Genomic DNA, 16,696 nt, shown 5'->3' on the forward strand with positions numbered 1-16,696 from the left:
AATAATCACACTCCCTTTTACAATATATTATTGACAAAGTAAGTGTGATTATTCATTATTACATTCTATTTCTCATCTGCTGATCTATCATGTACATTCCAAGTGAATGCGAAGAATACTATTGCAAATATACATGAAGCCATAAGCATAACAAATCCACCATTCCAGCTAAATTTATCTACAACTGCTCCCATTGCCACTTCTGCAAATACTTGACCTCCCATATATCCAAAAAGTCCAGTAAATCCTGCTGCTGTTCCTGCTGCTTTCTTTGGAACAAGGTCTAATGCACTTACTCCAATTAACATAACAGGTCCATATATTAATGCTCCAATTGATGCTAGGGCACAATCTATAATAATTGGATTTGCACTCTTCCAATATACAAAGACTGCTATGAAAACTCCAATCATACAGAAGATTCCAAGAGGGGCTCTTCTTCCATGGAATACCTTATCACTAAGCCATCCAATTATTATTGTTCCTGGTATTGCTGCATATTCAAATAATGCAAATGCAACTGAAGATTCTTTCATACTAAAATTTCTAACTTCTTCTAAATATGTAGGTACCCAATTTATTACTCCATATCTAACTAAGTAAACGAACACATTAGCTAGTGCAATAAACCATAAGTATTTATTGTTAAATACATATTTAAACAATATTTCTTTTCCTGTTAATTCTCTTTCTCTATCATCAACAGCAACCTCTGGATAATCATCCTTATATTCTTCAATTGGTGGTAACCCAACTGATTGAGGTGTATCTTTAGCAAATATCATATATAATATACCGATTATAATTGCAATTATTCCTGGTAAGTAGAAAATTCCTTTCCAACTACCAAATATTGATACTCCAAGTACTGCTATTGTAGCTATAAGTCCTCCCCCAACATTGTGAGCTGTGTTCCAAATAGACATCTTTACTCCACGCTCTTTATCAGAAAACCAGTGAGTTATTGTTCTACCACATGGTGGCCATCCCATTCCTTGGAACCATCCATTTAAAAGCATTAATATAAACATTAATGTTATGCTACTTGTCAGTGGGAAGAATAAATTAACTACCCCTGATGCTATAAGCCCTATAGCTAAGAAAAATCTAGGATTAGATCTATCTGAGACATTTCCCATAACAAACTTACTAATTCCATAAGCTATTCCTAGTGCTGATGCTACAAATCCAAGCTGCATCTTTGTAAAGCCTTGATCTACAAGATATGCCTTTGCAAGTGAAAAGTTACTTCTTACAAAATAATATGTTAAGTATCCAATGTATATACTTATGAAAACTTGTATTCTATATCTTTTGTATGTAGAGTCTATCTTATCTTTCGGTAGCCTCTCTATATGTTTTGCTGGCTCTAAAAACTTTAACAATTTTTCCATCCCCTTATGTCTTTCTCCTCTAGTGCTTAAAAAAACCACAAAAAGGCATATCTTAAATTATGCTTTTTTGCGGTTATTCTCTATATCTCTACACCTAAGTTTATTCAATTTTCCATTTTTATAAATAGCGCTATTTCCTTTTTTATAATACATTTTTCAGTAAACATTTACAAGAATTTTCACTTTTATACTATCATTTTTTACCATTTGTTCACTTTATTTAATTTTTATTTTTATTTATTGTGAGAAATAATAAAAAAAATAGCACCACAAAGGGTGCAATAGAATCAGTTGCCAATACTAATCTTTCAAATAAACGTATAAAACGTACATCTTATAATTTTAACACATGTCACAAATAATATACAATATTTTTTTAATTTTTTTAAAATTAATATTAATATCTAAATCCAAGCAAAAATATATAAAAATAACTCTTAGAGAATACTCTCTAAGAGTTATTAGGTATTTAAAGTATTTAAACTATTTTACAACACTTACTTTCATTAAGTTAGTTGCTCCAACTTCTCCAACTGGTACTCCAGCAGCTATAACTACAGTGTCTCCGTTTTGAACGAATCCATTTTCTTTAGCTATTTCTACTGATTTATCCATCATTTCATCAGTTGATTCTAATCTGTCTGAAACGATTGAGTATACACCCCATGAGAATGCTAATTGCTTAGCAACTGTTTCATCTGGAGTTACAGCTATGATTGGACACTCTGGTCTACATTGTGATAATCTCTTAGCAGTTGCTCCACTTTGAGTTGATGAAACGATAGCTGATGCATGTAATTCGCTAGCAGCATTACAAGTAGCTCTACTTATTACTCCTGAGATTGCTGGAATATGGCTAGTTGCTTGTGATACAGCAACTTCATATTTTAATTGCTTTTCAGCTTCTTCAGCGATTTTAGCCATTGTTTGAACAGCTTCTACTGGGTAGCTTCCGTTAGCACTTTCACCTGATAACATGATTGCATCTGTTCCATCTAATATAGCGTTAGCTACGTCTGAAACTTCTGCTCTTGTTGGTCTTGGGTTTCTGATCATTGAATCTAACATTTGAGTTGCAGTAACAACTGGGATTCCAGCTTTGTTACATTTTTGTATTATCATCTTTTGAACAGCTGGTACGTTTTCTATTGGAATTTCAACACCAAGGTCTCCTCTAGCTACCATAATAGCATCTGATTCAGCTATTATTGAATCTATGTTATCAACACCTTCTTGGTTTTCTATCTTAGGACAGATAAGTATGTTTTCTCCACCATTTTCATCTAAAACTTTTCTTATAGCTCTTACGTCTTCAACTTTTCTTACGAATGATGCAGCTATCATGTTTACTCCGATTTCACAACCGAATTTTAAGTCTGATTCGTCTTTTGCAGTTAAAGCTGGTAATTTTATTGAAACACCAGGAACGTTAACTCCTTTGTGGCTTCCAACTAATCCTGTGTTCATAACTTCACAGATTACCTTGTTTCCTTCTACTCTTCTAACTTCTAATCCAACTAAACCATCATCTATTAATATAGTGTTTCCTGGTTTAACATCGTTAGCTAATCCATCGTAGCTTACTGAACATTTAGTTGCATCTCCAACTACTTCTTCACCAACATATATAGTGAATTCTGAACCCTTTTGTAATTCAAGCTTACTTGGTTCAAAGTTTCCAGTTCTTATTTCTGGTCCTTTTGTATCTAAAACTATAGCAATTTCTTTATTGAATTTCTTTGCTAATTCTTTAACCTTTCTAATTCTTCCACCATGTTCTTCATGGTCACCATGTGAAAAATTATGTCTTGAAGCATTCATTCCTGCTTCTATAATTTTTGATAGTATTTCTTCATTTTCACTTGCTGGTCCGATTGTACAGATCATTTTAGTTTTTTTCATTCGAAATAACACTCCTCTTTATTTATAATTAACCCAAAATCTATATATAAATATTATTTATAGCTACTATTTTGATAAGATTTCTGCTATTCTGTAAGTTTCTTCATCAAACTTTCTTTCAACTGCTAAAGCTTCATCTATATCCATATCAATTATCTTATTATCTACTGTTCCTATAACTCTTGAAGTTTTTCCTTCTTGTAAAACTTCTACAGCTTTTGCTCCCATTTTTGAAGCTAGTACTGTATCAAATGCACTTGGACTTCCACCTCTTTGGATATGTCCTAATACAGTTGCTCTTGTTTCTATTCCAGTAATCTCTTCTACTTCTTCAGCAAGCTCAAATGCTCCGCCTACTCCTTCAGCTAAAAGTACAAGATTATGCATCTTTCCTTTTTGCTTTCCTTCTAAAATAGTTTTACATAATTCGTTTTTATCGAATCCTTTTTCTGGTGTTATGATAGCTTCTGCTCCACCTGCTAAACCTGCATATAAAGCTATATCTCCACAATTTCTTCCCATAACTTCAACTATTGATACTCTTTCATGTGATGTTGAAGTATCTCTAATCTTGTTAATTGCATCTAATACTGTATTTAATGCTGTATCAAATCCTATAGTATAGTCTGTATAAGCTAAATCGTTATCGATAGTTCCTGGTAATCCGACAGTCTTAACTCCTAATTTTGAAAGAAGTTTAGCTCCTGTAAATGATCCATCTCCTCCGATTACAACTAAAGCATCTACTCCATAAGCTTTTAATATTTTAACAGCTTTTTTTCTTACTTCTTCTTGCTTAAACTCTGGACATCTAGCTGTTCTTAAGATTGTTCCACCTCTTTGGATTATATCTGAAACAGAACTTCTATCCATTGTGAATAATTCTCCGTTTATTAATCCGCTGTAACCTCTTTGGACTCCCATTACTTCTATCCCAGCTGCTATAGCAGTTCTAGTTACTGCTCTAAGTGCAGCATTCATTCCTGGTGCATCTCCACCACTAGTTAAAATAGCTATCTTTTTCATGATTACTCCTCCTTCTACCGCCGGGACATGGCTAGTCCCACTGGTAACAAAACTTCCCACGTTTATATGACCGATTATAATTGTACATAAATTGTTGAAATTTATCAACGTAATTTCTTCAACTTTTTTCAATATACTTCTATATATAATAAGTTATTCTTTATTTATCTAAATTTTTCGCTATGTTCTGATAATTTTTAATAATATTACAATTAATATTATACCCTATGAATATTAAAATTATATACAAAATAAATGATTTTTAGGAATTAATTTTTGTAAAAATTTTCATTTACATTTCATTCAATATTATTCATATTTATTAACCATTTTTCATATTTTTAATCACTTTATTGAAAATTTATTAAATAAATATTGCACTAATTAATCATTTATAGGATATTTATATAACTTTTCTTAATTATTCTAATACAATTATCTACTTATTTCGATAAAATTTCAATACTAAATAGTAATTTTTCAGTATTTTTAGATTATTTCCACAAAAAATAAGTATGATGCATTAATTATGCATCATACTTTAATGTTTTAGGAAGATATTACCTTGATATTATCTTCACCATATTTATCTTTAAGCACTGTAATTATATCTGTATCCAGATTAATCCAAGCCTCTCTAGCTAATCTGTAACTTTTGTTATTAGAAGCATTAAATACATATATTGCTGCCTCACCCTTATATTCTTCAAAACCTGTTCTAAGTTCATAATTAGCCTTTTTAACTTCTTCTTCATCATTTACTCTAATATAAATCTTATTAGAATCAACCTTCTCTAAACCTTCAATCTTTTCACATATAAGTTTTGGTGGCTCATCTTCCTTTAGACTAATTCTTCCTTTTATAGTAACTAAAGCATCCTCTGAAATACTCTCTCTTACTCTATCTAATGTTCTTGGAAATACTATAACTTCTATCTCACCACTTAAGTCTTCAAGTTTTAAAAATGCCATAATAGTATTATTTCTAGTAACTTTTTGATTTACTTCTGTAAGTATTCCTCCAAGTATTACTGCCTGATTATCTTTAATAGGCATTTGATCAATTATATCTTCTATATTTATACCTTTTGAAATATTTTCTTCAATTGCTTTATGAACTTTAAAAATACTACTTACTGAAGTGGTTGTTTGCATCTCTAAACTTTTTGCATATTCATCTAATGGATGACCTGATAGATACATACCTGTCATTTCCTTTTCCATTGATAAAAGATTCCTTTTATTAAATTCTTTTATATTCGGATAGTTAATTTCCGGCATACTTATCTCTTCTTCAACTGCAAAAAGACTTATTTGTCCATCTATATTTCTCTTTTTGTCTCCAGCTACTCCATCCATTAACTTTTCATATACTGCAAGCAGCTTAGATCTAAATACTTTAAAAGAATCAAAAGCTCCAGCCTTTATTAAGCTTTCGACAGCTCTTTTATTTATTGTTCCAAGATCTAACTTGTTTATAAAATCCATTATTGAGGTAAATTCACCTTTACCTTCTCTAGCTTTAACTATTCCTTCAACTACATTTACTCCAACATTTCTTATTGCAGCTAATCCGAAGATTATCTTGTCACCTTCAACTGTAAATTTTGAATAACTTTTATTTATATCTGGTGGAACAACTTGTATACCAAGGCTTTCTGCAAACTTTATATATCCTGCAACTTTTTCATTTATTCCCATTACTGAATTAAGCATGGCTGCAATCATCTCAACTGGATAATACTTCATTAGATATGCAGTTTGATATCCAACTACTCCATAAGCCGCAGCATGTGATTTATTAAATGCATAGGATGCAAAGTCCATCATCATGTCGTATATTTTATTTGCTACCTCTTCTGATATTCCATTTCTTAAGCATCCAGGTACTTCAATATTTCCATCACTATCTTCTATTCCATATATGAAGTTCTTTCTTTCTTCTTCCATTACCTTATGCTTTTTCTTAGACATAGCTCTTCTAACAAGGTCACTTCTTCCCATAGAGTATCCAGCTAACTTCCTAACTATCTCCATAACCTGTTCTTGGTAGACCATAACTCCATAAGTAACATTTAGTATATCTTCAAGTTCTGGAGTTAAATATTCAACCTTATCTGGATTTTTCTTTCTTTCAATATACCTTGGTATTTCTGCCATTGGGCCTGGTCTATATAAAGATATACCCGCAATAATATCTTCTAATGAGTCTGGTTTAAGTTCCTTCATGAAGGATACCATTCCAGCTGATTCTAATTGAAATACTCCAGCTGTTTTACCTTCACCAATCATCTTGTAAACTTCTCTATCATCAAAATCTATCTTATCTAAATCAATGTCTATCCCTCTATTATATTTAATCATTCTAAGGGCATCATTCATAACTGTAAGAGTACGAAGTCCTAGGAAGTCCATTTTTAAGAGACCAAGTTCTTCTAATGTATTCATACCAAATTGAGTTACTATCATATCTTCATTCTTTTGAAGTGGTACATACTCAACTAAAGGCTTTGATGCAATAACTACACCAGCAGCATGAGTTGATGAGTGTCTTGGAAGACCTTCTAAATCTTTACTAACATCTATAAGATTTTGAACCCTCATATCTGTATCATAAGCTGTCTTAAGTTCTGGATTTAAGTCAAGCGCCTTCTCTATAGTTATTCCAAGCATTGTAGGTATCATCTTAGCTATTCTATCAACCTCTGCATAGGAATAGTTCATCGCTCTACCAACATCTCTTATACATGCTCTTGCAGCCATTGTACCAAATGTTATAATTTGAGATACATTGTTTTCTCCATACTTTTCAACAACATAATCTATTACCTCTTGTCTTCTTTCATAACAGAAATCAGAATCTATATCAGGCATACTTACTCTCTCTGGATTTAGAAATCTTTCAAAGAGCAAACTATACTTTATAGGATCTATCTTTGTTATTCCTAAAGTAAATGCAACTATTGACCCTGCTGCTGATCCTCTACCTGGTCCTGTCGGTATCCCCTGTTCATTTGAGTATCTTATAAAATCCCAAACTATAAGGAAATAATCAACATATCCCATTTGATTAATTACTCCAAGTTCATAATCAAGTCTATCAATAAGTACTTTAGCTTCCTCATCCTCTTCTCTCATTTTGAATATCTTATCGTAATTATATTCTTCGTTCTTTATATCATCAAATACGCTATATCTCTCTAAAAGCCCCTTAAAGCATGTGTCTCTTAAATATATATAAGGATCATCTTCATCTGTTGGAAGCGGAAATTTAGGAAGCTTAGATACATGGAATTCATAATCAAAGTTACACTGATCCGCAATTTTTATTGTGTTCTCTAAAGCTTCTTTAACATATGAGAACATATCATACATTTCATCAGCTGATTTTAAGTAGAACTGATCTGATGGATATCTTCTTCTATCTGGATCTTCAACTGTTTTACCAGTTTGAATACACATTAATATATCATGAGACTTTGAGTCTCTTTGCTCTATGTAATGAACATCATTTGTTGCAACTAATGGAATTCCTGTTTCTTTAGATAATTTTATATTAAGTTCATTTACTTTTCTTTGTTCTTCCATTCCATGATTTTGAAGCTCTAAATAGAAACCTTCTTTAAATATATCTTTATAAGTTAAAGCAATATCTTTTGCCTTTTCATAGTTTTCGTTAAGAAGAGCCTTCTGCACCTCTCCCCCAAGGCATGCACTTAATGCAATAAGCCCTTCACTATGCTCTCTTAAATAGTCATGGTCAACTCTAGGTTTATAATAGAATCCATCAATAGATGCTGCTGACACTATCTTCATAAGATTCTCATATCCAGTTTCATTCTTAACTAAAAGAACTAAATGATTTGTACCATTATCTTTATCTACATTTTTTATAAGCATAGACTTACTAGCTACATAAACTTCACAGCCAAGTATCGGTTTAATTCCCTCTTCCTTAGCTGCCTTATAAAAATCTACACAACCATACATAACTCCATGATCTGTTATAGCCATGCTTTCCATACCTAACTCTTTTGCCTTTTTTACAAGCTTTTTAATTTTACCTGATCCATCTAAAAGGCTGTACTCTGTGTGAAGGTGTAAATGACAAAACTTTTTATTTTCCACTTAGTCACACTCCTTTCTATATAAGAGAAAGGCCATTAGTATGTACCTGACCTGACCTCTTCTGCTATCTTTTCAATTTTTCTTAATCTATGATTAACTCCTGACTTTCCAACTGGTGGATCTAGCATTTCTCCTAATTCCTTTAACGATTCTTCTGGATATTGAAGTCTAAGCTCCGCTATCTCCTGAAGATTTTTTGGTAGTCTTTGAAGTCCTATATTATTCTGAATAAGTCTAATACTTTCAACTTGCCTAACAGCTGCATTAACTGTTTTTGAAAGATTAGCTGTTTCGCAGTTAACTAATCTATTAACGTTATTTCTCATTTCTTTTTTTATTCTTATATTTTCTAGTTCAAGTAAGCATGTGTGAGCTCCAAGTATATTAAGTAAATCTACTATTTGCTCTCCTTCTTTAATATAAATAATAAAACTATTTTTTCTTTGAATAACTTTAGAATTAAGTCCACAACTATTTATAAGTGCACATAAATCATTCGCATACTCTTCACTATGAGTAACAAACTCTAAATGATAAGTTTTTTCTGGATTACTTATACTTCCTCCACCCAAGAAAGCTCCTCTTATATATGCCTTCTTAGTTTCATCAGTTTTTACCATTTCAGGGTCTATTGTGTAATCTAAACTCATTACACCTTCTACTTCCTTAAGTATTCCAGTCTCTTCTAAAAGTCCACGAACTCCCATCTCTTCATCGATAACAACCATATATATGTTATTTTTTTTAAGAGAATTACTTTTCTTAACCATTAATTTAGAGTGAATATTAAAATGCTCTTTTAATAAAGTAAATATAAGTCTTGCACTTGCAGGATTCTCAGTAGTAATCCTAAATGCTAAACCTTTTCCAGTAAATGCAATGGTACCACTTACTTTCATTATTGCTGAAATTTCTGCTAAAGTCTCCTCTTTGCTTATATCACTGTATCTACAGATTTCTCCTTTAACTTTTGATGAAAACGACATTTATTGCTCTCCTTCTATATATATTAATTAAAATATATCTAACTATATACAATACTTAATTATAACATAAAACTCCCTAAATAATTACTTTAATATACGTATATAATATACATTATCCTTAGAATTTTAGGAAATATATTCTGCATTAATCTTAGTAAAATTTCAAACTTTAATCTTATACTTATTATACAAAATATTTATAATATAATATTCGTAAATGTCTTTTATATTTCTTATCCTTTTATATACTTACAGACTTTTTTCTTACATTGTTACCATTAACTTAAATCGATAAACCAATAGTTCTACAATGATAGTATATTAAACTAATTATTGCTTAACTGCCCCATTTTCTTTTACAATATGAATTCAGTCAGATACTTAATATATTAAATAATAAAAACCAGCAAAGTACTTTGCTGGTTTTTATTATTTATTTGAATTATCTTTATTTGAACTATCTCTTTTAAACTTCTTTTCAGTCTTATCTCTTTCCTTTATACGTTGAGAAAGATACATATACTCAATAATCTTTCTTCTATCATAAAGAAGCTTCTTCTCCATAATAGTTTCAACTAAAACTTGAGCTAAATAATCAGAGTCATGCTTAATAGTACCTTTACTTACTCTTACAAGATTCTTTTCTACTATATCAATTCCAAGATCTTTAATATTCTTTCTATCAATGTTAACAATCTCTGATCCTTTATCCTTATACTTTTCTTTCATATCATCACTGATACTTCCAACATTTGCAATTACACAGTTGACTATATCTTTTCCACCATATTTCCTTAATATATTGATATGATCAGTTACTTTGAATCCATCCGTCTCTCCTGGTTGAGTCATAACATTTGAAATATATATTTTAAATGCACTACTCTTTTTTATTTCACCTACAATACCATTAACTAAAAGATTAGGAAGTACACTAGTATAAAGACTACCAGGCCCCATTACTATAGCATCTGCATCTCTTATAGCTTCTAATGCTTCTTCTAATGGTTTTGCATCACTAGGTTCAATAGATAATTTTTTTATTCTAGATTTTTGTCTTAAAGCTTCTTCCGGAATATCTGATTCACCTTCAACAATATTACCATTTTCTAATTTAGCTACTAGTTTCATGTCATCTAGAGTAACTGGCAGTACCTTTCCAGTTACCGCAAGAACAGAACTCATTTGTTGAACTGCATCAACAAAATTTCCAGAAACTCCATCCATAGCAGCTAAAAATAAATTACCAAAACTTTGCCCCTTAAGTCTTCCGTCAGTAAATCTATATTGAAGTAAGTCTTCCATTAATGGTTCCATATCTGCTAATGCTAAAATACAGTTTCTTATATCTCCAGGTGGGAGCATCCCAAGGTCCTCTCTTAAAGCACCTGATCCTCCACCATCATCGCCCACTGTAACTATTGCAGTTATATTAGATGTATAGTATTTAAGTCCTCTAAGCATAGTAGATAGACCTGTCCCCCCTCCTATAACAACTATTTTAGGACCTTTAACTAAAAGTCTCTTTTCTGTTATAAGAGTCTCTATCTTCTTACTATCTAAGGACATCCTTATATAACCCTTATTCATAAGTGCAATTACCGATTTAATTCCTTCTGTAATTGATATATATATTACAAATACTCCTGTTACATTAAGACATATATAAAATAGTTTATAATAAATATCATAAACTCTATGGGTAACAAGTTCATTAAATCCAAATGCAATTAACAAAATCCCAAAAAGTCCAAAGGCAATCCACCTCTTAACTTTAATACCCGGTTTAAACCAATCAGAAAGCCTCATAGCTTCTTTTCTCCCTTATTAACGTCTTCAGATATATCTCTATGCTCTATACCTGTTTTATATCCTTCTAATGAAAGAAGTTCATGTATTCTATTTGCTATGGTAACTGATCTGTGTCTTCCTCCTGTACATCCTATTGATATTATAAGTTGTCTCTTTCCTTCTTTAATATAATTTGGAATTAAGAATTTAAGCATATCTTTAAGCTTATCTACAAACTCTACTGTTTCTGTTTGTTCTAAAACATACTTTTTAACAGGTTCATCATTACCTGAGTATTGTTTAAGCTCTGGGATGTAGAATGGATTTGGAATAAATCTTACATCAAATACTAAATCTGAATCTACAGGTATTCCATACTTAAATCCAAAACTTAGTACAGTTACTGATAATTCCTTATCTGGTTCTTCACTTGAACCATAGTAACTATTCATTTTTTCTCTTAAGTCTCTAATTGCATATTTTGATGTGTCTATTATAACATCTGCTCTATCTTTAACTTCTCTTAACTTATTTCTCTCTTCAGTAATTCCTGTAAGAACACGAGATTTTGGTGAAAGAGGATGACTTCTTCTAGCTTCTTTAAATCTCTTAACTAAAACTTCATTTGATGCTTCTAAAAATAATATTTCATACTTAAAATCGTTGCTCTTTAAGTATACTAAGCTTTCAAATAAATCATCAAAGAATACTCCACCTCTTATATCTGTAACAATTGCTACTTTTTCAATGCTTCCATTATTACATGCTTCAGCAAACTTAGGTATTAATTGTGGTGGTAAATTATCTACACAAAAGTATCCTAAATCCTCTAAACTTCTAGTTGCTTCTGTCTTTCCAGCTCCTGATAATCCTGTGACTATTACAAATCTCATAACCTACTCCTCCTTTTACGATTAATTTATCTCATTATATCATATATGCAAATTACGATATACTATTTACAACTTGCAATGATGGATAAAAATCCTTAATAATTTTTAACGTAATCTTTATATTAATTTACTCTCTACTTATTGTCAATTGCAAATTTTACATAACTTTCAATAGATTAAAAAAGCGTTATGTATAACATAACGCCTATATTCATTAATTATTATTTCTATACTCTATTGCCTCCTCTAGAAGTTCAATAAATTCTCTATTATCACCTTCTAGACCTATTGATACTCTTATCCATCCTGGCATACCAAGTAAAAATCCGGGTCTTATTATAAAACCCTTAGATAATAAGTACTCATGTATCTTTTTGTCATCGCCATTTACATTTACCATAATAAAGTTAGCATGAGTATCCAAATATTTAAGCCCTAGTTTTTTAAACTCTCTCTTTAAATATTCTCTTTGAATCTCATTATTCTCAATTACATATTTTAAGAATTCTTTATCTTTTAAAGCTTCTGTAGCAGCTTTCTGTCCATATAAATTTGAATCAAATGCATTAATAACTCGATTTAAGTACTGAACAAAGTTAATTTCACCTATTCCATATCCAATTCTTAAAGATGCTAATCCATAAGCTTTAGAAAATGTCTTTAATAAAATTATATTATTATGAGCCTTCATAAGTTCTAATGTATTTGGAAATTTATCTGATTGAACAAACTCTTCATAAGCTTCATCCATAACTATCAATACACTTCTAGGTATTCTATCAATAAGTGCAAGAAATTCTTCTTCTGTAAATATTGTTCCTGTAGGATTATTAGGATTACAAAACCAAATTACCTTTGTCTTATCAGTTATGGCATCTACCATACCTTGTATATCTAACTTATTATCCTTCATTGGAATTTTAATAGGCTTTGCTCCCATTAATAAAGTATTTGATTCATATCTTGGAAAAGTAATTTCACCCATGATACTTTCATCACCTTCATTTAATATAGTAAGACATATATCTTTGATTAAAGAGTCTGATCCTGCCCCACAGAATACCATATCTTTATCTACATTAAATTTTTTAGCTATCTCTTCTTTAAGGTCATGTGATGCTGCATCTGGATATAAACTAGTCTCATCAACTAATTCATTAATCACTCTCTTAACTGCCTGAGAGCATCCATATGGGTTCTCATTTGACGCAAGTTTAACTACTCGCTCAATTCCATATTCCCTTTTAACTTCATCTATAGGTTTCCCTGCTACATACGGTGAAAGGGATTTCACTTCTTTTCTTATTAAATTTTCCATATTTTCCTTCCCTAACTAGGAAGTCCCCCCTTTTTTAATATACTTTAGTATATATTTATTTTATCATTTATTCTATTGCTTAATGGCAAATAAACTATTGCTAGAATAGCAATAAATTAAATTCTTATATAATTTTTAATCTTTAATGCGAAATAAATAATAATATTGTAAAAAAATACTAATGCTATAAATATAATATTATACTATTCCCATAAATTTAACAAATCAAAGTTACTCTAAGCACTCTCTATCTACTATAATTTCCCCAAAATAAAATGAGCCTATGAAAAATAGGCTCATTTTATATATAAAAATTTCTAATTTTTTTCTTCTCCAATTATCCTAACTTCTGGATGAAGTTCAACTCCAAATTGATTTTTAACCTCAGATTGTATGTGTGCTATAAGATCAAGTATATCTTTTGCAGTTGCACCACCCTTATTTATAACGAAACCTGAGTGCTTTTGTGAAACAGCAGCTCCCCCTATTGAGTAACCTTTAAGACCTGCATCTTGAATAAGTTTACCTGCAAAATGTCCTTCTGGTCTTTTAAAAGTACTTCCCGCTGAAGGATATTCAAGAGGTTGTTTTGATTCTCTCTTTTCAGTTAAATCATCAACTCTAGCCTTGATCTTTTCATGCTCTCCACCTTGAAGAGCAAATACAGCTTCTAATACTATTGCCTTCTCTTCCATTACTCTTGATGTTCTATATCCTAAATTTAATTCTTCTTTAGTATAATTTATAATCTTTCCATCCTCTGTTAGCACTTCAGCACTTTCAATTACATCTGCAATCTCTCCATTGTAAGCCCCTGCATTCATAAATACAGCTCCTCCAATAGACCCAGGTATACCACAGGCAAACTCTAATCCAGTCATATTATGCTCTAATGCTATTTTAGAAGCATCTTTTAATAATGCTCCTGTTTCTGCTATTACCTTACCTTCTGATATATCTATGTTATTAAGTTCTGTAAGCTTTATAACAACACCTCTTATACCACCATCTTTAACAAGTAAATTTGAACCATTTCCTATAACATAATAAGGTATATTATTTTCCTTACAAACCTTTATAGTCCTAACAATTTGTTCTTTTGCCTTTGGTATAAGTAATACGTCGGCAGGTCCTCCGACCTTGAAATATATATGTTCGCTCATATTAGCGTTAAATTCTATTTGATTTTCTGAATATATGTCCTTGAATAATTCTCTATATTTATTCATCCATAAAAACTCCTTGAAATATATTTTTTACAATTATTTAGTATATTCTAAATTGGAAATTAAAACAAGTACTTAAAATTTACATTTGTTTTAATTTTGCTTATTTTCATCACCTTTAAAGTATTCTATTATACTTTCCGCAGCTTTATTGTTAATGCCTGGAACATCTAGTAACTCTTCCAAGCTTGCATTTTTCACCTTATCAACACTTCCAAATTTCATAAGAAGCTCTTTTCTTCTCTTAGCTCCAATATTCGGTATATCATCTAATATTGAATGAAGTGTTCTTTTATCTCTAAGAGATCTATGATAGGTAATAGCGAATCTATGAACTTCATCTTGAATTCTTCTTATAAGCTGCATGAGATTTGAGCTTCTATTTATTATTAACTCTTCATTCTTATATATAATTCCTCTAGTTTGGTGCTTATCATCTTTTACAAGACCACAAACTGGAATCTCTATATCAAGCTTTCTTAGAACCTCTAATGCAATATTAACCTGTCCTTTTCCGCCATCCATCATTATAAGGTCTGGAAAATTTGAAAACTTTCCTTTTGAAAATGTAAGTTGTCTCTCTTGTATCTCCTTAATCTCTTTTAATCCATGAGAGAACCTTCTCTCTAATATTTCTCTCATACTATCATAATCATTGGCACCTTTTACAGTTTTTATTCTAAATCTTCTATAATCACTGTTTTTTGCTTTACCATCTTCAAAAACAATCATACTTCCAACAGAATCTACTCCCTGTATATTAGATATATCATAGGCTTCTATTCTACGTGGCATATCATCTAATGAAAGTAAATTTGCAAGTTCACTTAAGGAAATTCTATTTATTTCTTTTTCTTTTAATATCTTATCCTTAAATTGTTCTAAGGTTATCTTAGCATTTTCCTTAACCATTTCTAGCATGCTCTTTTTTTCTCCCTTTTGAGGAGTCTTAATCCAAACTTTAGAGCCTCTCTTTATTGTTAATAACTCCTCTAGTACATCCCTATCCGAAACTTCTGGGCAATATATATTCTTTGCAACTTTAGCTACCCCACTATAAAAGTTAACTATAAATTTAGCTAGAACCTCATTCGCTTCCTCTTCCGCGGTATTTTCTATCATAAAATGTTCTCTTCCTGTGATCTTTCCATCTCTTGAGAAGAATACTTGAATACAGCTATCTTTTTCATCACTATATATATTTATGAAATCTTCATCCTCATCTGTTACTTTAAACATCTTTTGTTTCTGAACTAATGCATCTATTGCTAAAATTTTATCTCTATAAGAAGCTGCCTTTTCAAACTCAAAATCTTCCGCTGCCTTCTCCATGTTCTTTTTAAGTTCACCAGTTACCTCTTTATCCTTGCCATTTAAAATATCTATAACTGAAGCAATCATCTTTCCATACTCTTCTTTAGATACATATCCACCACAAGGTCCGTTACACTTATTAATATGGAAATTCAAACATGGTCTTGTAAGTTCACCACCTTCTTTTATAGCTCTTTTACAAGTTCTAATAGGAAATACCTTTCTTATTAGATTTATTGTTTCATATACCGCCGCACCGTTTGTATATGGTCCAAAATATTTATTTCCATCCTTTGCAAAATTTCTTGTTACAAATACTCTAGGAAAGTCCTCATTTGCAGTTATCTTTATAAAAGGATAGAATTTATCATCCTTTAATGAAATATTATATTTAGGACTATACTTTTTTATTAAATTACACTCTAAAATTAAAGCTTCCATCTCAGAGTCTGTTATTATATATTCAAATTCAGCTATATTCTTAACCATTGCTCTTACTTTCTCTGAATGATTCTTAGAATTTCTGAAATATTGTCTTACTCTATTTTTTAAAACCTTAGCCTTACCAACATATATTACTTCTCCTAATGAATTTTTCATTAAGTAGACTCCAGGCTTATCAGGTAATATTTTTAATTGATATTCAAAATCGAAAATTTTAACCCCCTCCTAATCTTTTGTTTAATTACATTTATATACTAATTATATCATCTAATGC

At 30.8% G+C, this 16,696-nt stretch carries 10 protein-coding genes; all 10 read right to left on the bottom strand.

Annotated features, from left to right (window positions below):
• Positions 1–65: 65 nt before the first annotated feature.
• The 10 genes from glpT to uvrC all read right to left on the bottom strand — a co-directional run bounded on the left by glpT (position 66) and on the right by uvrC (position 16,635).
• On the bottom strand, positions 66–1,385 hold the full coding sequence (glpT, locus tag JOC62_RS04390) for a glycerol-3-phosphate transporter (protein ID WP_204594016.1): 1,320 nt from the start codon (positions 1,383–1,385) through the stop codon (positions 66–68).
• A gap of 492 nt (positions 1,386–1,877) precedes the next feature.
• Entirely contained in the window at positions 1,878–3,296 is a 1,419-nt protein-coding gene (pyk, locus tag JOC62_RS04395; protein ID WP_204594017.1) for a pyruvate kinase, read from the bottom strand.
• Positions 3,297–3,362: 66 nt separating this feature from the next.
• Positions 3,363–4,322, bottom strand: a complete 960-nt coding sequence (gene pfkA, locus JOC62_RS04400) for a 6-phosphofructokinase (protein ID WP_204594018.1) — start codon at positions 4,320–4,322, stop codon at positions 3,363–3,365.
• A 549-nt stretch (positions 4,323–4,871) separates the two neighbouring features.
• Positions 4,872–8,450: a DNA polymerase III subunit alpha gene (locus JOC62_RS04405; RefSeq protein WP_204594019.1), complete on the bottom strand. Its 3,579-nt coding sequence runs from the start codon at positions 8,448–8,450 to the stop codon at positions 4,872–4,874.
• A 35-nt stretch (positions 8,451–8,485) separates the two neighbouring features.
• A complete protein-coding gene (whiA, locus tag JOC62_RS04410) occupies positions 8,486–9,436 on the bottom strand; it encodes a DNA-binding protein WhiA (RefSeq protein WP_204594020.1) in 951 nt (316 codons plus the stop codon).
• A 429-nt stretch (positions 9,437–9,865) separates the two neighbouring features.
• Positions 9,866–11,245: a gluconeogenesis factor YvcK family protein gene (locus JOC62_RS04415; RefSeq protein ID WP_204594021.1), complete on the bottom strand. Its 1,380-nt coding sequence runs from the start codon at positions 11,243–11,245 to the stop codon at positions 9,866–9,868.
• Positions 11,242–12,120: an RNase adapter RapZ gene (rapZ, locus tag JOC62_RS04420; RefSeq protein ID WP_204594022.1), complete on the bottom strand. Its 879-nt coding sequence runs from the start codon at positions 12,118–12,120 to the stop codon at positions 11,242–11,244. The genes JOC62_RS04415 and rapZ overlap by 4 nt, the downstream gene beginning before the upstream one ends.
• A gap of 214 nt (positions 12,121–12,334) precedes the next feature.
• Entirely contained in the window at positions 12,335–13,438 is a 1,104-nt protein-coding gene (gene hisC, locus JOC62_RS04425) for a histidinol-phosphate transaminase (protein ID WP_204594023.1), read from the bottom strand.
• A 317-nt stretch (positions 13,439–13,755) separates the two neighbouring features.
• Positions 13,756–14,667: a UDP-N-acetylmuramate dehydrogenase gene (gene murB / locus JOC62_RS04430; RefSeq protein ID WP_204594024.1), complete on the bottom strand. Its 912-nt coding sequence runs from the start codon at positions 14,665–14,667 to the stop codon at positions 13,756–13,758.
• A 90-nt stretch (positions 14,668–14,757) separates the two neighbouring features.
• Complete coding sequence (gene uvrC, locus JOC62_RS04435) at positions 14,758–16,635, bottom strand: excinuclease ABC subunit UvrC (RefSeq protein ID WP_204594065.1); 1,878 nt, start codon at positions 16,633–16,635, stop codon at positions 14,758–14,760.
• Positions 16,636–16,696 lie beyond the last annotated feature (61 nt).

This window comes from Clostridium sardiniense (assembly GCF_016907995.1).
GTDB classification, from domain to species: Bacteria; Bacillota; Clostridia; order Clostridiales; family Clostridiaceae; genus Clostridium; species Clostridium sardiniense.